Source organism: Arthrobacter sp. 35/47, assembly GCF_000520475.1.
GTDB classification, from domain to species: Bacteria; Actinomycetota; Actinomycetes; order Actinomycetales; family Micrococcaceae; genus Arthrobacter_D; species Arthrobacter_D subterraneus.
Map to the genome: position 1 here is coordinate 79,309 of NZ_KI914595.1, position 18,279 is coordinate 97,587.

Here is an 18,279-nt window from a genome sequence, read left to right on the forward strand (position 1 = left end):
TGTCGACGGCGAGCCGGCTACCCCTGCTGTTCCTGCCGTTCCGGCCGAGGTCACCCTCCCCGAGGTTGCAGTCGGAGCCGGTGTTGAGGTCAGCGCCGAAGCCAAGGTTCAGGGTTCGCGCCGCTAAGAGTGCGCCGCTAGGATTGCGGGGTTTGGGGTGCGGCACGTGGTGCCGCACCCACCCCGGGATCGAAAGGGAAATGTGAGTTCCACGCTGACGGATGACCTGCTGGGCGCTGCCCAGACCGGGGACACCGAGGCGTTGAACCGTATCTACATCGAACTGTCGCCGAAAATCCTCGGCTACCTGACCGCCCGGGGTGCAGAGGATCCGGAGGCCCTCACCCAGGACGTGTTCCTCAGCCTGTTCAGCCGGTTAGCGACTATCACGGGCGGCGAGCAGGGCCTCCGAACCTTCGCCTTCTCCGTTGCGCACGCCCGCCACGTCGACGAGATCCGGAAGCGCTCCCGCCGGCCGGCACTCTATTCCTATGATCCCTCGGCTGATGAGCGGACAACGCTGTCCGCAGAGGCGTCAGCACTGGACAACCTCGCAGCAGAGCGGGCGCTGAGCCACCTCCGCCGGTTGAATGACGACCAGAGCGATGTGCTCGCCCTGCGGATCGTCGCCGATCTACCGCTCGATGACGTAGCCCGTGTCCTGGGCAAATCGACCGGCGCAGTCAAACAGCTCCAGCGCCGGGGACTTCAGAAACTCAAAGAACTTCTTGTCGAAAAGGATTCGAGCAACCATGGTGTATGACCCCACCTCACGGGTAGCGGCGCAGGACCTGCTTGACGAGTCCGGCGTTGTTCCCTCAGACGAACTGACCGCGGCCCTCGGGGAACTGAAGAGCCTCGGCGAGCGGCCGGCGCCACCGGTCTCGCCGGCTCTCGCAGAGACGATGCGCCCGGCGGCCGCCGGGAAGGACGAGCACAACGTGGTTCCGCTTCCGTTCGGGAAGACCTCCCGCTTCGGGAAGAGAGGGCGACGGGGCGCGGCAGTGGGCGGCGCCGTCGTGCTGGCAATGGCCGCGGGCATGGGCGGAGTAGCCGCGTTCGGTCCGGGAAACGCAGTCGAGACGGCCTTCGAGTCCGTCATCCGCTGGGTGGCTCCGGCAGAGCGCACCGAGCCGGTCTCCGACGAGCAGCCCGTTCCCGTGGAACCCGGCCGCGGACAGCTTATGGTCCCCGAAACCCCGCAGCTTACCGAGGTGCCGGTTCCGGCGCCCTCGCAGGCCGCGCCGGAACATCCCGGGCCGTCGGACTTGCCCGCCCCTGCACCTGAGCCGAAAGCTCCCGCCACCCGGGAAGGCCGGCCGGACAATGCCGAAGAACCCCAGCGCCGGGTTGTCCCGCCCGTGGAAGTACCCGACCTGCCCGTGCCGATTCCCGATCCGGTGACGACACCGCGCTCGGTACTCCCGGTGGATCCGCCGAAGCTTCCCGTGCCGGGTCCCACGCAGACTCCCGCTCCAAGCGAGCGGCCGTCCCGCTAGGACCGGATCCCGCTAGGACCAGATCCCGCTAGGACAGGGGTCGCCAAGACCGGGTTGCTTGAGCCGCCGTCCCGCTAGTCGCGGGTTCCGCTAAACCCAGGTTGCCCAAGCCCCCGTCTCGAGTTCCTTTAAGCCGTGACCTGGCGCTTCGAGGAGATCACTCCCGTGTTGAAGCCCGCCAGGTTCAGGCCGCCGTGGAAGCGTGCGTGCTCAATCTTGACGCACCGGTCCATCACCACGTTCATCCCCGCTGCTTCGGCGTCCCTGGCCACCTGCTCATGCCAGGAACCGAGCTGCAGCCACAGGGTCTTGGCTCCGACTGCCTTGGCCTCCTCCAGCACGGACGGAAGGTCGTCATGCTTGCGGAAGACGTCCACAATGTCCGGCTGCTCCGGCAGGTCCGCCAGCGACTTGTAGACCGGCTGGCCCAGGATCTCGTTGGCCGTCGGGTTGATGAAGTACAGCCGGTACGGCGCTGAGGACTGCAGGTACGTAGCCACGAAGTACGAGGCCCGGGAGGGCTTGTCTGACGCCCCCACTATGGCAATCGACTTCGCGTTGCGGAGGATATTGAGCCGCTCCGGTGCGGACGGGCCCTCCCAGGTGCGTTCCTCGGTGCTCATGCCTTCACTCCCTCGCCGGTGAATTCGAGTGCTTCTTCCAGATGGGCGGGTGTACCCGTCACTGCGATCTCCAGTGCCTGGTCGAGATCCCACAGGATGTCCTCCAGATCCTCCAACCCCACCGAGATGCGGATGAGGTCCTCGGGAATGCCCGCGGCAGCGAGCTGTTCGGCGGAGAGTTGCTGGTGCGTGGTGGAGCCCGGGTGGATCACGAGCGTCCGGGCGTCACCGACGTTCGCGAGGTGGGACGCCAGCTGCAGCGCCTCAATGAATTTCTGGCCTGCCTCGCGGCCGCCCTTGACACCGAAGCTGAAGACCGAGCCCGGACCCTGCGGCAGGTACTCTTTCGCCCGCTCATGGTGGACATGGGACGGCAGCCCCGCGTAGTTGACGTACTCGACGCGCGGATCCTTCTCCAGCCACTCCGCCACGGCCTGCGCATTGGCGACGTGCTCGTCCACCCGCTGCGCCAGCGTCTCGACCCCCTGCAGCAGCTGGAAGGCCGACGACGGCGACAGCGACGGACCGATATCCCGCAGCTGTTCGGTGCGCAGCTTGGTGAGGAAGCCGTACTCGCCGAAGTTAGCCCACCACTGGACGTTGCCGTAGGAGGGGACAGGCTCGGTCATGGTGGGGAATTTGCCGTTGCCCCAGTTGAAACGCCCGCTCTCGACCACCACCCCGCCCAGCGTGGTGCCGTGCCCGCCGATGAACTTGGTGGCCGAGTGAATGACGATGTCCGCGCCGTGCTCCAGGGGGCGGATCAGGTACGGCGTGCTCAGGGTGGAATCGACGATCAGGGGGACACCGGCGTCGTGCGCTATTTTTGCCAGCCCCTTCAGATCCGCAATTTCGCCGCTCGGGTTGGCGATGATCTCGGTGAAGACGGCCTTGGTGTTCTCCTGGATCGCGGCGGCGTAGTCCGCCGGGTCAGTGCCGGGAACAAAGGTGGTCTCAATCCCGAACCGGCGCAGCGTCACGTCCAGCTGGGTGACCGTGCCGCCGTAGAGCTGGGCGGCCGCGACTATGTGGTCGCCGGCCTGGCAGAGCGCGGCGAAGGTGAGGAACTCGGCGCTCATGCCCGACGCCGTCGCCACCGCTCCGATGCCGCCCTCCAGCGAGGCGATGCGCTCCTCGAAAGCCGCAACCGTCGGGTTCCCGATGCGCGAGTAGATGTTGCCGTACTTCTGCAGCGCAAAGAGGTTGGCGGCGTCGTTGGTGTCCTTGAACACAAACGAAGTGGTCTGGTAGATCGGGACAGCCCGGGCGCCGTGCGTGGCATCGGGGGTGCCGCCGGCATGCAGCGCGCGGGTCCGGAAACCGAAAGTGCGGTCAGCCATGAGTTCCTCCAAATTGATCCAACTTTTGTGCACCTTCGGTGACGTGTGGGCCTCTGAACCCACCATACGTGCTCGAAACTTCCGGTGCATTCCGTGCTGAGAGTACTTCGGCTATCCCCGCGACGCAGGCCTCGTTCTGCAGGCTCGTGGTGTCGCCGAGCGTGGTGCCTTCATACAGCTGGGTCAGCAGCCGCCGCATGATCTTCCCGGACCGGGTCTTGGGCACATCCTCAACCACGACGACGGCGGCAGGCTTCGCAATCGGTCCGATCGCCTTCGCGACGTGGCGCTTCAGCTCCGCCTGCAGGGCTTCCTGATCGCTCACCTCACCGTGCACGACGACGAACGCAGCGATGGCGTGCCCCGTCACCGGATCAGCCACGGGGCAGGCTCCGGCCTCGACCACCCGCGGGTGTGACACCAGTGCGGACTCGATCTCGATGGTGGAGAGGCGGTGGCCCGAGACGTTGATGACGTCATCCACGCGTCCGAGGATCCAGGTGTCGCCGTCGTCGTCGTACCGGGCGCCGTCTCCGGCGAGGAACCAGCCCTGGTCAGCGAACTTCCGCCAGTAGGAGTCCAGGTAGCGCTGCGGGTTGCCCCACACTGTGCGGGCCATGGCCGGGCCGTGGCGGTCCACCACGATCAGGCCCTGCTCGCCGGGAGCAGCCGGGGCGCCGTCGTCGTTCACAATGCGCGTGCTCACACCGGGCAGGGCACGGGAGGCGCAGCCTGGCTTGAAGGAGGTGTCGGTGGGCCGCGGGCTGAGGACGGTTGCGCCGGTTTCCGACTGCCACCACGTATCCACCATGGGCGTGGTGCCGGAGCCGATGTTTTCGCGGAACCAGCGCCACGCTTCGGGGTTGGTGGCTTCGCCGACCGTGCCGAGGACCTTGATGGAGGAGCGGTCATAGGACGCCGGGACGCCGTCGGGGAACCAGCCCATCAGGGAGCGGATCAGGGTGGGCGCCGTGTAATAGCTGGTGACGCCGTACCGCTCGATGATCTCGAAGTGCCGGCCCGGATGCGGGGTATTGGGTGTGCCCTCGAAGATCACCTGGGATGCGCCGTTGGAGAGCGGCCCGTAGATCTCATAGGTGTGGGCGGTGACCCAGGCGAGATCGGCGGTGCACCAGTGGACGTCGTCGGCGCGCTTGGCGGGGTCGGGGTCGCTGAACAGGTACTCGAAGCTCCAGGACGCCTGCGTGAGGTAGCCGCCGGTGGTGTGGACCAGGCCCTTGGGCTTCCCGGTGGTGCCGGAGGTGTACATGATGAACAGCGGCGTCTCCGCGTCGAACGCCTCGGCCTCGTGGACAGGGGAGGCGGCGCTCACGGCATCGTGCCACCAGACGTCGCGGCCCTCGGTCCAGTCGACGTCGCTGCCGGTCCGCCGGATCACCAGCACGTGCTCGATCGCGTTGTCGCCCGCGACGGCAGCATCTGCGTTGGCTTTCACCGGCACCGCGGTGCCGCGCCGGTACTGCCCGTCCGTGGTCACCAGGAGTTTGGCGCCGGTGTCCTCGACCCGGAAGCGGAGCGCCTCGGCGGAGAAGCCTCCGAAGACGAGGGAATGGACCGCGCCGATCCGGGCGCAGGCCAGGGTCACGGCGACCGTCTCGACCAACACCGGAAGGTAGATGACCACCCGGTCACCCTTGCCGATCCCCAGCGCGGTCAGCGCGTTCGCCGCCCGGCTGACCTCCTCCTGGAGCTCGGCGTAGGTCACCGTGCGGCGGTCTCCGGGCTCGCCCTCGAAGAACAGGGCTGGCTTGTTCCCCAGCCCGGCCTCGACGTGCCGGTCCACGCAGTTGTAGGCGGCGTTCAGGGTGCCGCCGGTGAACCATTCGATGCGGGGGACGGAGAGTTCGCCGTTTTCATCCGGACGTGCGGGCTCGAAGGTGTGGGCGGTGTGCCACTCCTCGGACCAGTGCAGCCGCCGGGCCTGGTTTTCCCAGAAGGCGATCCGGTCTTCTTCTGCCGCCAGATCCGGCTCGGCGGGATGCTCCACGGTGCTCAGGTCCAACGCCGCACCGCCCACCTCTCGGCGATGCCGAGCAGCGCGTCGGTGGTTTTCCCGATGACGGCGAGCAGGATGATGGCCAGGAAGATCCGGTCGGTGCGTCCGTTGTTCGTCGAATCGGTGAGGAGGAACCCGAGCCCCAGGGAGGAGGCGATGAGTTCGGCGGCCACCAGGAAGAGCCACGCCTGCGCCAGCGCCAGTCGCAGTCCGGAGAACACTGCGGGTACGACGGCGGGCAGCTGCACCGTGGTCAGCAGCCGGATCCCCTTGAGCCCGAAGGCGCGGGCGGCTTCCACGAGGTTCCGGTCCACGTGGCGCAGGGCCAGGAACAGGGTGGTGAACACGGGGAAGAAGGCGCCGATGAGGATCAGCGTGACTTTCGAGTCCTCGCCGATCTTCATCCACAGGATGAGCAGCGGAACCCACGCCAGTGACGGGACAGCGCGCAGCGCACCGATGGTCGGTGACAGCAGCGCGTCGGCCAGCCGTGACAGGCCGAGGAGCGCGCCCAGGGCCAGGCCGAGGGTGGCGCCCAGCGCGAAGCCGATGAGCACGCGCTGGGTGGAGATGGCGATATGGATCCACAGTTCGCCGCGCTCGATGAGCTCGACGGCGGCAGTTCCCACCGCGGACGGCGGCGGCAACTGCACCGCACTGAACACACCGACCACCGAGTTCAGCTGCCACAGGACCAGAATTAGCGCCGGCACCACCAGGCCGAGCAGCAGCCGGACCGGCCGTCTGCTCAGCAGCCCCGGGGCAGGTTCGTTCGGCTGGGTGGCGGGGCCGTCGTCGTCCACTGTTGTCAGGGTGTGCCCGGTGGCCGCCAGGCCCTCCTTACTGACAGGGTAGGCATTTTCCTGGGTCATGAGGAGGCCTGGATGGCGTCAGGGTCGGCGTTGGTGACGAAGGAGTCGTCGAAGAGGGTCTCGAGTGCCTCGTCGATCTGCTCCTGCGAGGAGACGTCGCCGGTTTCGACGAAGATCGGGCCGACCTTCTCAAGCACGGCGCGCTGCGCCTCACCCGGGGCAGGGTCAACGTCGAGGTTGGTGCGTTCGATGATGACGGCGTTGGCGAGCTCGACGTCGATGCCCGCAACGTCCGCGAGGATCTGCGCCGTCTCCTCGGGGTTCTCCTTGGCCCACTGGCGTGCCTTTTCATAGGCGTTGACCACCGTCTGGGCGAGCTCCGGGCTCTCTTCGAGGAACGCCTCGTTGGCGTTGAGGAAGCCGTAGGTGTTGAAGTCGATGTTGCGGAAGAACAGGTTGGCGCCGTCCTGCTCGGCCGAGGCCATGATGGGGTCCAGGCCTGCCCAGGCGTCCACCGATCCATTGTTCAGGGCTGCCCACCCGTCAGCGTGCTGGAGGTTCTGCACGGTGACCTCGGACGGGTCGATTCCGGCTGATTCGAGGGACTGGATAAGGAAGAAGTACGGGTCGGTTCCCTTGGTTGCGGCGATCGACTTGCCGCGCAGGTCCTCGAGGTTTTCGATGCCCGTACCGTCCACCGTCACCATGGCGGACCACTCGGGCTGGGAGTAGATGTCGATCGTCTTGATCGGTGAACCGTTGGAGCGCGCGAGGAGGGCTGCCGAGCCGGCGGTGGATCCGACGTCGACCGCTCCGGCGCGCAGCGCCTCATTCGCCTTGTTGGACCCGGCGGACTGGATCCAGTTGACGGTGACGCCCTCATCCTCCAGGTCCGCTTCGAGCCAGCCCTGGTCCTTGATGACCAGGCTGAGCGGGTTGTAGGTGGCGAAGTCGATGTTGAGCTCGGTGGCGGTGGAGCCCTCTTCGGTGGATGCAGCATTCTCACCGGCGAGGCAGCCGGTCAGGGCGAGAGTGCCGGTGGCAGCTAGTGCCAGCGAGGCAATGGTGCGGCGGGCGAAGGGCGAGCGGGTGCTGTTCATGGTTTTCCTTTGCGTGGAGCGGCAGCAGCCGTGCGGACGGGCACGACGGCGAAACAAGCGGTGAGTGGGTTAGTGGCCTTTGACGCCGAGAGTGGCGAGCAGGGAGCTGCGCATTCGGCCCAGGTCGGCGGAGTTGCGGTCACGCGGGCGCCGGCCCGGCACGGTGAGGACCTCGGTGACGGAGGCACCTGGGCGGGCGGGATCGGTGGACTTGCCGAGCACAATGATGCGGTCGGCAAGCTGGAGGGCTTCGTCGACGTCGTGGGTCACGAGCAGCACTGTGGTGGGCTGGGCGCGGTGGATGTCGAGGAGGAGATCCTGCATCTTGAGCCGGGTGAGGGCGTCCAGGGCTCCGAAGGGTTCGTCGAGGAGCAGCACGCCGGGATTGCGGGCCAGTGCCCGGGCCAGGGATGCGCGCTGTGCCATGCCGCCGGAGACCTCGCGGGGACGGTGTTCGGCGAAGTCGGCGAGTTCCACGAGGCCGAGCAGTTCGGTGACCTTCGCCTTGCCTGCGGCCGCGCCGGTTCCCCGCGGGAGCCCGATTGCCACGTTGGCGCGGAGGGACAGCCAGGGGAGGAGGCGCGGTTCCTGGAAGGCGACGGCGCAGCGGTCATCGATCCCGTTGACCGGGGTCCCGTCGATGAGGACGGCACCGGTGGTGGGAGCGTCGAGGCCCGCTGCGGCGCGGAGGAGGGTTGACTTTCCGCAGCCGCTGGCACCGACGATGGCGAGGACCTCACCGGCGCGGACCTCCAGGTTGATGTCGCGGAGGACCACGTGTTCGCTGGTTCCGGAGCCGAAGGACCGGGTGAGGGCTGAAAACGTTACGGGGAGGGCAAGCTTGTCAGCAGTGGTGGGCTGTGCCTTGCCTGCGGCCTGTTGCTGGGCGCTGAGAACGGTGCTCATGTATAACTCCATCGCTCCTGGCAGTAGCACCCGTTCTCCTGCATGCAGGTAAGGGTTGCTGCGGCGTCAACGATCCAGGTCTCTCGGCCGCTCGGGATGGTGGAATTCCACTAAACGCCTTTATGGCCCTGCGTTGCAATATGTGTCGTAACAATTGGACGCGCCCACTGGGCTGAGGTGCTCGCTGGGCACACGTTGTGTCTGCCCAGTGAAGTGGGGGACCCGGTGGGTTCGCTCTACCTGAAGCACCCCATCTGCGCAACGTGTCAGGATAGCCGGGTGACCCTTGCCGCCCTGGTTGACCGAATCGTCCGGCTGTCAGCGCGTGAGCCGGGCGTCGTCGTCGTCGGAATTGTGGGCGCGCCGGGCGCCGGCAAGACCACCCTCGCCGAGCAGCTCATCTCGCTGCTGAATGAACGCGAACGCGCCCCGGAGTGCCAGCAGTACGCACACGTTCCGATGGACGGCTTCCACCTTTCGGATCAGGAGCTCACCCGGTTGGGTCTTCTGGAGCGCAAGGGTGCGCCGGAGACTTTCGATGCGCACGGTTACGCCGCGCTGCTTCGGCGCTTACGCGAAGCGCGCGGTCCGGTGGTCTATGCCCCCGGGTTCGAGCGGACCATCGAGCAGCCGATTGCCGGCGTCGTTCCTGTGTACTCCTCGGTGCAGACTGTCCTGACGGAGGGAAACTATCTGCTGCTCGACCAGCCGGGCTGGCGGGATGTCCGAGCGCAGTGCACGGAGGTCTGGTACTGCGAGCAGGAGGAGGGCCTGCGGATCAGACGGCTGATTGAGCGGCATAGTGCGTTCGGGAAGACGCCGGCCGAGGCCCGGGAGTGGGTTGAACGGGTGGACGAGCCGAATGCGAGGCTGATTGAAGCTACACGCGGGCGGGCTGACTTGATCATTCCTGCATTCGATTGACGGAACCTATTGTTTTTCGATAGATTAGCCCTGTAATTCAATCGAAAGGGTTCCGATGGGAAAGCTCACCGTCATCGCGCTGCAGATCGTGATCGCCATGGTTCTTGCCGGCTCGCTGTTCATCCAGCTCTGGATGGTGCCGCTGATCTCGACCGATCTCAAGGAGTCCGGGGTGCCCACCGGGCTGCGAATTACGTTCAACGCCATCGTGGTGTTCGGCATCCTTACCGTGCAGATCAGCGCTGTCTGCGTCTGGAAGCTGCTCACCATGGTTCGCAGTGGAACGGTGTTCTCCCACGGCGCGTTCCGGTATGTCGACATCATCTTCGGTGCCATTGCCGCCGCATCAGTCCTGGTGTTTGCACTGGCGGTCCTCCTTGCTCCCGGGGAGATTGCTCCGGGGATCATCCTCCTGATCTGTGGTGCATCGCTCCTGATCGGTGGGGTGGCCCTGATCGTGCTTGTGCTGAGAACACTGCTGGCCCAGGCGGTCGCCCGCGACGCCGAAGCGAAACACCTGCGCGATGAGCTGGACGAGGTGATCTGATGCCCATCATCGTGGACATCGACGTCATGCTGGCCCGGCGCAAGATGCCGGTGGGCGTGCTGGCCGAGAAAATCGGAATCACGCCGGCCAATCTGGCAGTGCTGAAGAACGGCCGTGCGAAAGCGGTCCGGTTCACCACCCTGGAAGCCATCTGTGAGGTTCTGGACTGCCAACCCGGTGACGTGCTGCGGTGGGAGCCTTCTCCGGACCTCGCAGACAACGACGGCGGTGCCGTCGGCTAGAGGATAAAATCACCGAGTGAGTGGGTTTGGACCGAAAAACAGCACGACGACGAAGATCCTCACCGGAGATGAGGCGTTCAGGGCCAGCCCGGTGGCTACGGCGCTATTCGACCTTGATTGTGTTGTCCGGGCCGCTAACCCGGCGTTCACGAGAATGACCGGCCGCTCTGCTGACACCCTGATCTCCCTGGATGCGTTCGAAGCGTTTCCGGACAATCCGGACAATCCGGAGGCGGACGGCGTGGCGCGGATGAGAGCGTCCTTCGAGCGGGTTTTCACCACCGGCATCGCGGACAACATGATCATTCAGCGTTATGACATTGCTGACCTGCGGTCCGGGGAGTTTGTTCAGCGGCACTGGGTTCCGATCAATTCGCCCGTGTTCCACGAGGGGCGGCTCATCGGCATTCGCCAGCAGGTCAAAGACGCCACTGTGCTCAGGGCAGATGCGCTGAGGGTGATGGAACACTACCGGGACGTGATGAACGGCCGCTCGGTGACGAATGAGCAGATGGAAAACCATCAGGCGATTGTGAACGCCTTTACCGACGGCATCACCCAGTACAGGGACCTGGAGGCAGAGGTTGCCCAGCTTCGGGAGGCGCTCGCGTCCAGGGCCACCATCGAGCAGGCCAAGGGCATGCTGATGGTCACCCGGCGTTGTTCGGCGGACGAGGCCTTTGAACTGCTGCGTGGACTATCCCAGGACACCAATGTGCGCCTGGCTGATGTTGCAGCGGCGTTGATTTACCAGCTCCAGACGGCAAACTGACCGGCCTCCCTCCAGAGGACGCCACTCGTGAGAGACTCGCGTAAACCTATCGACTTGCGGGAAGGACGGCGCGGTGGCGATCGTAGACAACGGCGTGTATGCAAACGGCCACCGAACCGCCAACCCGGAGAACCTCGACGAGACGTTTGAACTCAAGCGGGATCACGGCGGCATGGCCTGGATCGGCCTGTACCGGCCCGATGACGTGGAGATCCAGCGGGTCGCCGATGAGTTCGCGCTTCATGAACTCGCTGTCGAAGATGCGATGCACGGCCATCAGCGGTCCAAGCTGGAGCGTTACGGTGAAACCCTTTTCGCAGTGCTCCGTCCGGCCCGGTACCTGGACGATGAGGAAATGGTGGAGTTCGGTGAGCTTCACGTCTTCATCGGTCCGGACTTCATTGTCACCATCCGGCAGGCGGAGTCGCCCAACCTTGCAAAAGTACGACGGCGGCTGGAAGCTGTGCCTGAACTGCTGGCCCTTGGCCCCCAGGCAGTCCTTTACGCAATCCTCGACGAGGTGGTGGACCAGTACGTACCCGTGGTTGCGGGCCTTGAGAATGACATCGATGAGATCGAGGACGAACTTTTCAGCTCAGCGCCGGATGTTGCACGCCGCATCTATGAGCTGTCCCGTGAGGTCATCAACTTCCAGCGCGCTACGCATCCGCTGCGGCCCATGCTCGATGCCCTCCTGGTCGGAGCCGAGAAGTACGGTATGGATTCGGAACTGCAGGCCAGGTTGCGCGATGTGCAGGATCACGTGATCCGGGTCATTGAGCGGGTCGATTCCTTCCGCATCCTGCTGCAGAACGCTCTCTCCGTGCATGCAACCCTCGTGACGCAGCGGCAGAACGAGGAGATGCGCCACCTTTCCGAGGCGAGCCTTGCACAGAGCGAGGAGGTCAAGAAAATCTCTTCCTGGGCGGCCATTCTCTTCGCTCCCACACTGGTGGGAACCGTCTACGGCATGAACTTCGAGTTCATGCCGGAACTGGACTGGACGCTCGGCTACCCCTTTGCGCTGGTCCTCATGCTTCTGATGGGCGTTGGCCTCTACCTCACGTTCAAGCACAAGAAATGGATGTAGGGCTCTAGTAGAACTCGACCGTGTCCACCACGTTGATCAGCGGCTCACCGTCGAGCAGCCGGCGGGCATTTTCCGCGAAGAGTTCGGCGATTTTCCGTTCCTCATCCTCATAGGTTCCTGCGTTATGGGGGCTGACGACGACGTTGGGCAGCTTCCACAGCGGGCTGTCTGACGGCAGCGGCTCCTGTTCAAACACGTCGAGCGCCGCGAATCCCACGCGACCGTCCTGGAGGGCTTCGATCAGCGCCTTCTCATCCACGGTGGTCCCGCGGCCCACATTGACCACAGTGATGCCGCCCTTCACCTGCGTGAGCAGCTCGCGGCTGAGCATGTGCCGGGTTGACTCGGTCTCGGGCAGGCACAGCACCACGGCATCGACGTTGGGAAGGAGTTCGCCCAGACGTTCGGGTCCAACGATGCCGGATACTCCATCGGCTTCGACGTCACGGCGGTGTACGCCGACCACTTCTGCGCCCAAAGCGCTCAGCTTTCGCGTCACCGCACGGCCGATTCCGCCCAGCCCGACGACGGCGACGCGCTGCTGTGCCACCAGCGGCACGGGCCGCCGTGCGCCCCATTTCTGCCCGCGCTGGTCTTCAAGCAGCTGCGGCAGGCCCTGGGCTCCGGCGAGCACTCCGAATACGGCGAATTCTGCCAACGGTTCTGCATGAACGCCGCCTGACGTGGTGAAGGTGATGCTCTCCAGCTCACCGGGGGCGAGCTGTGCCGCCCTGACCTGGCTCCCTCCGCCTGCCGGGGTGGTGTGAACCCACCGCAGCCGAGGGTTGGCGCGGACAGCCCGGCGCAACTCCGTTCCTGATTGGCCCGGCACCCCGTACAGTGCATCGGCGCTGTCGATGAGGCGCTCATATTCTGATTGCTGTTCCGGTGTACGGGTGAACGCTGCGTCGCCCTGGTGGTCACCGGCGTAGAGCTGTGGCGGCAGAAGCGACTGGTCCCGAACCAGCTCAAGGCGCGGCTCCAAACGCTCGATCAGCTCACAGAGGGGTTCGGGGAGCGGAGTGGGTACAAAGACGCGAAGTTCTGCCACGGTTCTCCTGGTCGGTTGGGCATTCTCATCGAAGCTTATGCGACCCCACTGACAGTCAGGGATTGCTCTTATCCACAGCGGTGACGGTGTCTCGCAGGAATGTCGTAGGTGGATGTTTGACTGTTTCCATGACGTTGGAAGCGGAGCGGGAACACTCATCGGCGGCGGTCGATGACTACACCTGGCATGACTTCCTCACCGAACGTGATTTCCGGCCCGAAGACCTGTGGGCCTTCGACTGCGAGGCCCGTTCGGCCGGAACTCTGGGTCCATATCCCCATCAGGCTGCAATGGGTTTTGAATGTCCGCCGGACGCTGAGTTCGCGCCGGATGCTGAATGTCCGCCGGAGGGTGAGGGTCCGCCGCGCGCTGAAGGTCCGCCGGAGGCTGAAGGTCCGCCGCGCGCTGAAGGTCCGCCGCGCGCTGAAGGTCCGACGCGTCATGGCCGTTCACCAGAGTCAGAGGAGCGGCAATCGGGTCGGGAAAAACCAGGGGACTCGTGGCAGCAGGGCACAGCGCCGCTTTCGCGGCGGGTGTGGGAGCCGGCAGCACGGGAATCGGTGAGCCCGGATGACTGCGACGGCGCACGCGGTGACAGTCGGCTTTCGGGTGATGCCGGCCTTGCGGGCAGGGTGGTCCTGGCCGGGCTCGAGACTCTCACCCTCGAAGGAACGTCCGAGGCCCTGAACGAGCTTGCCGGTCTTCGTTCCTGGGCCGATGCAATGGAAGCCCTTATCGCCTCACGGCTTCTGGATCTCACCCGGGATGTACTCCCGCCGCGGTTCCCCGCCGGTAGCGACAGGGAAGATATGGCCCGCTCTGTTGCGGCGTCCGAAGTGGCACTTGTTCTGAAAGTTCCAGAAGGCGCGGCGGCCCGTCTGGTCGACGAGTCCGTGCGGCTGAACGAGAAGCACCCGGCCACTCTGGGAGCACTGGAATCGGGAGCAATTTCTCGTCGGCATGCGGTGCTGATCGCGGAGGAGTCGCTCGGAATGCAGGGTGAAGCTGCCATCAACTTCGAGCGCGATCTGCTTGACCACGCACGGGGGTTGACCGTTCCCAAGCTCGCTCGTAGGGCACGCCGTCTCCGGGAGGCCCATCATCCGGAGACCCTCCCTGTCCGCAAGGCCAAAGCCGTGAGCGAGCGGCACATAGAGTTACGGCCGGACGATGACGGCATGGCCTGGCTGCACGCGTACCTCCCGGCGGAACAAGCCTGCGGCATCTATGAGCGGCTCACGGCAACCGCCCGAAAACTCAAATCGCCCGATGAACCACGTACCCTTGGACAACTTCGCGCTGACGTATTCACCGACCTGCTCACCAGCGAGTCGGCAGCGGATGGGCATCCAGCCTGGCAGGGCATCACGGCCCGTGTGAACGTCACTGTGCCGGTCCTCATGCTCCTCGATGTCCTCAAAGAAGGCGAGAGCAACGGGCCGGGCGGGAGCAACACTGTCGACGGGGCTGAACAAGTGCCGGACGCACGCGGCCTGAACCAGTTCGCGGAGCTGGAAGGGTACGGTCCCATCGATGCAGAAACAGCGGCCCGGCTGGCAGCGCATGCCCCCTCATTCACGCGGATTCTTACTCACCCGGTGACCGGATCGGTGCTGGACGTTGGGCGGGAGACTTATCGGCCACCGAAGCACCTGCAGGACTGGATACGTGCGCGCGATCGAACCTGCAGGCATCCCGGCTGCAATAGGGCGGCCGTCGGCTGCGAGATTGACCATACGGTTCCATGGGCGAGAGGCGGAACAACGAGCCACTGCAATCTCGCGTGTTTCTGTGCCAAGCACCACATGTACAAGTCCGAAGGGATCTTCGGATACAGCCAGCCGTCCCCCGGAACCGTTGTCGTGAGAACCGGGGCCGGAACAATTCGCACGTCCACGCCGGACCCGCCATAGTGAATGATGTGGCGCGGGCCGTGGAATGCTGCGGTGCCCTACCTGGTGCCGCCGTCGTCCTGGCAGGATCTGGACGCCTTCGGCATCCCGCCATTGAATAGCTCCGACCGACTGCGGAAGGCCCATGGACTTCGCCACTGCCAATGACGGAACGCGTCTCGCCTGGCGTTCCGAAGGAAACGGCCCGCCTCTGTTGCTGATTGCCGGCCAGGCCACCGGGATGACGGGGTGGGAACCTATCGTGCCGGATCTCGCCCGGACGTTCCGGGTGATCCGGTTCGACCACCGGGGGATCGGCAGCAGCGAGGAGGGCCAAACCGAACACCTCAGCACGCGTGGATTTGCCGCAGATGCGCTCGCCGTACTCGACGCCGCCGGCGCAGAGCAGGCCCACATTTATGGTCATTCCATGGGCGGACGCGTTGCCCAGTGGCTGGCGATCGATCATGCGGATCGTCTGGGTGCTCTCATCCTTGCTGCCACAGCGGCGGGCGGATTCCTCGGCAGGAACCGGGATCCGGAAGCCACCAGGGCCCTGACCAGCGGCGACCCGGCGCGGCTCGAACCGCTGTTTTTCGACGCGGACTGGGCAGCTGCCCACAGCGAAGCCGTCAGGACCTTCTTCACCTCGCGAGCCTCGCAGCAAGCCAAACGCCGGCACTTCCGGGCCAGCAAGGAGCACGACGCGCGGAACCTCCTGGACACCATTACGGCGCCGACTCTCATCCTCCACGGAACCGAAGACCCGCTTACACCGCTGGACAACGCACTGGTGCTACATGAGAACATCCCACGCTCCACACTGGTCAAGGTGGCAGGTGCACGGCATGGCCTGCATCTAGATCACCCGGAAACGCTCGACTGGATCCGACGGTTCATCGACCGTAAGGCGTCTGGCCTCTAACGTTCCCTGCAGCCCACCCATCCTGGTGGAAACGTATCTCACCCATCCCGCTGGAAACCTGAAACACTGGGCAAACGCCGCAGAGAGTCGGCAGAGAGTCGGCGGGGCCCTCCGGAACCGGCGCACCACCAATGTCCAGCCCGACAGAGGAGGAACACACCATGTCCCACCAGAATGATCCGGCCACCATCAAACGGCTCCTGACCACGCCGGCTCGCTGGGCGGTCGTCGGACTGTCCAACAATCCGCGCCGAGCGGCAATGGGGGTGTCACGCTTCCTCATAGACAGGCTGGGAATGGACGTTATTCCGGTGAGCCTGAAAGGTGATGACGTCTACGGCCGCACCGGATACAAGAGGCTCGCCGACGTGCCGGGGGAGATCGACGTCGTCGACTGCTTCGTGAACAGTCAGCGGGTCGGCGCCGTCGTGGATGACGCAATCGCCGTTGGCGCCAAAGCGGTCTGGCTGCAGGTGGGCGTGATTGATGAGGCAGCCGCCCAGCGAGCAGCAGACGCCGGCCTCGACGTTGTCATGAACACGTGCCCGGCAATCGAAGCGCCGCGGCTGGGAATGTGAACCTCAAGCTGTAGCGCAGGGCGGTTAGCGCCCAACCGGTAACGCTGAGTCTGACACGCCGGCCGAAACGCCCAGGCGCCGCACCGGCCACGCTTGCAACAGCCACACGCGCGCTGCAACGCCCACGCGCAGCAGCGACAACGCTTGCAACAGCTACGCGCCGCAGCAACCACGCGCTTCAACGAAACCTGCCAGCAACTATCACGGCCGCAGCGACATCACATCCGCTGGTACCGCGCACGCACAATCATGTAGAGGCCGTAGGCGATCAGCCCCAACGCCACAGCGCCGAGAATCCAGATGCCAAACGGCTGTTCCTGCAGCGACTTCAGGGCACCGTCCAGTCCGGTGGATTCCTCGGGGTTGTTCTTCACCGTCGCAATGATCAGCAGTAGCCCGAGCACACCCAGTGCGATCCCCTTGGCGACGTAGCCGACAGTGCCCAGCATCGTGACTGCGCGTCCCGCGGAACCGGAAGGTTTGCCGTTCAGGTTGTCCTCGAACTTTCCGGTTGCGCCGCGGTAGATGAAGTATCCGGCCACAACAAAAATGCCGGCTCCGACCGCAAGCAGCAGCGCCACACCGCCAGGGTTAGCCATCAGTGCGGCGCTGGTGGACTGAGTGGACGAGCTGCTGCCTGACCCACCCATCGCATACCGCGCAAAGGCAATACCGATTGCGGCGTAGACAACGGCCTTCCCGCCGTCCTTCAACCGGAACTTGAGTTTGTCCTTGCCGCTGATCCGTTTGGGAGGGAAGATCACCTCGCTGAGCAGGAACAGGGCCAGTGCCGAACAGCCGATGAAGCACGCCCACAACAGGATGCCGCCGCCCGGGGTGCCGGCAAGGGATGCCATGGCGCCGTTCTGATCCGCACTGCCGGATCCACCCGCAGCCACCCGGACGGCAATGATTCCGATGAGGATATGCAGGAGGCCCGCAGCGACATAGCCGGCCCGTGCTGCGAGGATGAATGGCTTGGAATCCGTCGCCTCTTCTGCTCCGTCTGCGACTTTCCGGGCCTGTCGGCCGAGCTCTCCCATATGCACTCCTCGATTGTGGTTCCTATAGTGTGTCACCGCTTCGCTGTAGGCTCACCATGTGGATGCAGCACAGCTTCGCCGCGCTTGTCTCTCGTTTCCGGGCACATTTGAGGACTTCCCGTTTGGCCCGGAAGCGTCGGTCTTCAAGGTGCGTGCACCCGGTGGAGCCGCAAAGATGTTCGCGCTCTCAAACCTCGGATCGCCAGCCCTGGCCATCAGCCTCAAGTGCGAGCCGGATCTTGCCGAACAGTTGCGCGCCGCACACCCCGGAATCACCGGAGCCTGGCACCTGAACAAGACCCACTGGAATGGCGTGGACTGCACCGGCTCCCTGCCCGATGAGATGATCCGCGACATGATCGAGGATTCCTATGACCTCGTAGTGGCAACCCTCCCGAAGAAGGACCGTGATTCGCTTGGCTGGACTCAGCTCTCCCAGGGCAGCGATGCCTGATTTCACCCACTCCGCAATCGGCTGGACACGCACGGGCGCGTGGCCCACAGGTTTCCGGTCGATGCGTCACCGCATCCGGGTCGGCACCGGCGAAGCGGATTTCCGGCGTCTGGCAGAGGGCATCCTGACCTTCGAACTGCACCGCGGCGCCCAACTCCGGGTCGATGCGGCGCCACGGGCTGCAGTCGGCGGCACCGTCGTCGTGGGTTTCGGCGTCGGGAAGGTCCGGTTGAATGCTCCGTGCGCGGTGGTATGGGTTGAGGAAACCGATTCAGGAAGGAACGACGACGGCACGCACCGAGCCGGCTTCGGCTACGCCACCCTGCCGGGTCACCCTGAAAGCGGCGAAGAAAGCTTCACTGCGGTGCTGGACGCTGACGGCACGGTGTTCTTCGAACTGCACGCATACAGCAGGCATGGGAACTGGTTCTACCGGCTCGGCGCACCCGTTGCACGGTTCTGCC

At 65.0% G+C, this 18,279-nt stretch carries 20 protein-coding genes; 12 read left to right on the plus strand and 8 right to left on the minus strand.

Going from position 1 to position 18,279, the window contains the following annotated elements:
• The first annotated feature begins 202 nt into the window (after positions 1–202).
• The gene (locus X803_RS0108935; protein WP_026544878.1) at positions 203–763 is read left to right on the plus strand and encodes an RNA polymerase sigma factor; all 561 of its coding nucleotides are present in this window, start codon (positions 203–205) and stop codon (positions 761–763) included.
• The gene (locus X803_RS0108940; protein WP_026544879.1) at positions 753–1,499 is read left to right on the plus strand and encodes a hypothetical protein; all 747 of its coding nucleotides are present in this window, start codon (positions 753–755) and stop codon (positions 1,497–1,499) included. The genes X803_RS0108935 and X803_RS0108940 overlap by 11 nt, the downstream gene beginning before the upstream one ends.
• Positions 1,500–1,627: 128 nt before the next feature.
• Here the strand turns inward: X803_RS0108940 and X803_RS0108945 are convergent, their stop codons facing one another.
• The 6 genes from X803_RS0108945 to X803_RS0108970 form a co-directional block, all read right to left on the minus strand.
• Positions 1,628–2,122, minus strand: coding sequence for a CoA-binding protein (locus X803_RS0108945; RefSeq protein ID WP_026544880.1), 495 nt, complete (start codon positions 2,120–2,122; stop codon positions 1,628–1,630).
• Positions 2,119–3,462: an O-acetylhomoserine aminocarboxypropyltransferase/cysteine synthase family protein gene (locus tag X803_RS0108950; protein ID WP_026544881.1), complete on the minus strand. Its 1,344-nt coding sequence runs from the start codon at positions 3,460–3,462 to the stop codon at positions 2,119–2,121. The genes X803_RS0108945 and X803_RS0108950 overlap by 4 nt, the downstream gene beginning before the upstream one ends.
• Positions 3,455–5,485, minus strand: coding sequence for an acetate--CoA ligase (gene acs, locus X803_RS18850; protein WP_156930022.1), 2,031 nt, complete (start codon positions 5,483–5,485; stop codon positions 3,455–3,457). Before acs ends, X803_RS0108950 begins: the two co-directional genes overlap by 8 nt.
• On the minus strand, positions 5,476–6,351 hold the full coding sequence (locus X803_RS18855) for an ABC transporter permease (protein ID WP_035778378.1): 876 nt from the start codon (positions 6,349–6,351) through the stop codon (positions 5,476–5,478). The genes acs and X803_RS18855 overlap by 10 nt, the downstream gene beginning before the upstream one ends.
• Positions 6,348–7,391: an aliphatic sulfonate ABC transporter substrate-binding protein gene (locus tag X803_RS0108965; protein ID WP_026544882.1), complete on the minus strand. Its 1,044-nt coding sequence runs from the start codon at positions 7,389–7,391 to the stop codon at positions 6,348–6,350. The genes X803_RS18855 and X803_RS0108965 overlap by 4 nt, the downstream gene beginning before the upstream one ends.
• A gap of 69 nt (positions 7,392–7,460) precedes the next feature.
• The gene (locus tag X803_RS0108970) at positions 7,461–8,297 is read right to left on the minus strand and encodes an ABC transporter ATP-binding protein (RefSeq protein WP_026544883.1); all 837 of its coding nucleotides are present in this window, start codon (positions 8,295–8,297) and stop codon (positions 7,461–7,463) included.
• 279 nt (positions 8,298–8,576) lie between these two features.
• On the opposite strand from X803_RS0108970, the gene X803_RS0108975 reads away from it, so the two are divergent.
• The 5 genes from X803_RS0108975 (at position 8,577) to X803_RS0108995 (ending at position 11,872) form a co-directional block, all read left to right on the plus strand.
• The gene (locus X803_RS0108975) at positions 8,577–9,221 is read left to right on the plus strand and encodes a nucleoside/nucleotide kinase family protein (protein ID WP_026544884.1); all 645 of its coding nucleotides are present in this window, start codon (positions 8,577–8,579) and stop codon (positions 9,219–9,221) included.
• Between the two features lie 55 nt (positions 9,222–9,276).
• The gene (locus X803_RS0108980; RefSeq protein ID WP_026544885.1) at positions 9,277–9,768 is read left to right on the plus strand and encodes a DUF2975 domain-containing protein; all 492 of its coding nucleotides are present in this window, start codon (positions 9,277–9,279) and stop codon (positions 9,766–9,768) included.
• Positions 9,768–10,010 (plus strand): helix-turn-helix domain-containing protein, encoded by a 243-nt coding sequence (locus X803_RS0108985; RefSeq protein ID WP_026544886.1) that lies wholly within the window; start codon positions 9,768–9,770, stop codon positions 10,008–10,010. The genes X803_RS0108980 and X803_RS0108985 overlap by 1 nt, the downstream gene beginning before the upstream one ends.
• A 16-nt stretch (positions 10,011–10,026) precedes the next feature.
• Complete coding sequence (locus tag X803_RS0108990; RefSeq protein ID WP_139186248.1) at positions 10,027–10,782, plus strand: ANTAR domain-containing protein; 756 nt, start codon at positions 10,027–10,029, stop codon at positions 10,780–10,782.
• A gap of 73 nt (positions 10,783–10,855) precedes the next feature.
• A complete protein-coding gene (locus X803_RS0108995) occupies positions 10,856–11,872 on the plus strand; it encodes a magnesium and cobalt transport protein CorA (protein WP_026544888.1) in 1,017 nt (338 codons plus the stop codon).
• Between the two features lie 4 nt (positions 11,873–11,876).
• On the opposite strand, the gene X803_RS0109000 is transcribed toward X803_RS0108995, so the two are convergent.
• Positions 11,877–12,923, minus strand: a complete 1,047-nt coding sequence (locus X803_RS0109000) for a D-2-hydroxyacid dehydrogenase (RefSeq protein WP_026544889.1) — start codon at positions 12,921–12,923, stop codon at positions 11,877–11,879.
• 560 nt (positions 12,924–13,483) lie between these two features.
• On the opposite strand from X803_RS0109000, the gene X803_RS21030 reads away from it, so the two are divergent.
• The 3 genes from X803_RS21030 to X803_RS0109015 all read left to right on the plus strand — a co-directional run bounded on the left by X803_RS21030 (position 13,484) and on the right by X803_RS0109015 (position 16,318).
• Entirely contained in the window at positions 13,484–14,836 is a 1,353-nt protein-coding gene (locus tag X803_RS21030; protein ID WP_253907428.1) for an HNH endonuclease signature motif containing protein, read from the plus strand.
• A gap of 124 nt (positions 14,837–14,960) precedes the next feature.
• Positions 14,961–15,740: an alpha/beta fold hydrolase gene (locus tag X803_RS0109010; RefSeq protein ID WP_026544890.1), complete on the plus strand. Its 780-nt coding sequence runs from the start codon at positions 14,961–14,963 to the stop codon at positions 15,738–15,740.
• Between the two features lie 161 nt (positions 15,741–15,901).
• Positions 15,902–16,318, plus strand: coding sequence for a CoA-binding protein (locus X803_RS0109015; protein WP_026544891.1), 417 nt, complete (start codon positions 15,902–15,904; stop codon positions 16,316–16,318).
• Between the two features lie 218 nt (positions 16,319–16,536).
• Here X803_RS0109015 and X803_RS0109020 read toward each other — a convergent pair whose 3' ends face one another.
• On the minus strand, positions 16,537–17,361 hold the full coding sequence (locus X803_RS0109020; RefSeq protein ID WP_026544892.1) for a DUF1206 domain-containing protein: 825 nt from the start codon (positions 17,359–17,361) through the stop codon (positions 16,537–16,539).
• Between the two features lie 58 nt (positions 17,362–17,419).
• Here X803_RS0109020 and X803_RS0109025 point away from each other — a divergent pair, with 58 nt between their 5' ends.
• Together X803_RS0109025 and X803_RS0109030 are read left to right on the plus strand one after the other, a co-directional pair.
• Entirely contained in the window at positions 17,420–17,815 is a 396-nt protein-coding gene (locus X803_RS0109025; RefSeq protein WP_026544893.1) for an MmcQ/YjbR family DNA-binding protein, read from the plus strand.
• A partial coding sequence (locus X803_RS0109030) for a DUF1990 family protein (protein ID WP_026544894.1) occupies positions 17,808–18,279 on the plus strand: 472 nt, incomplete at its 3' end. The genes X803_RS0109025 and X803_RS0109030, both read left to right, overlap by 8 nt.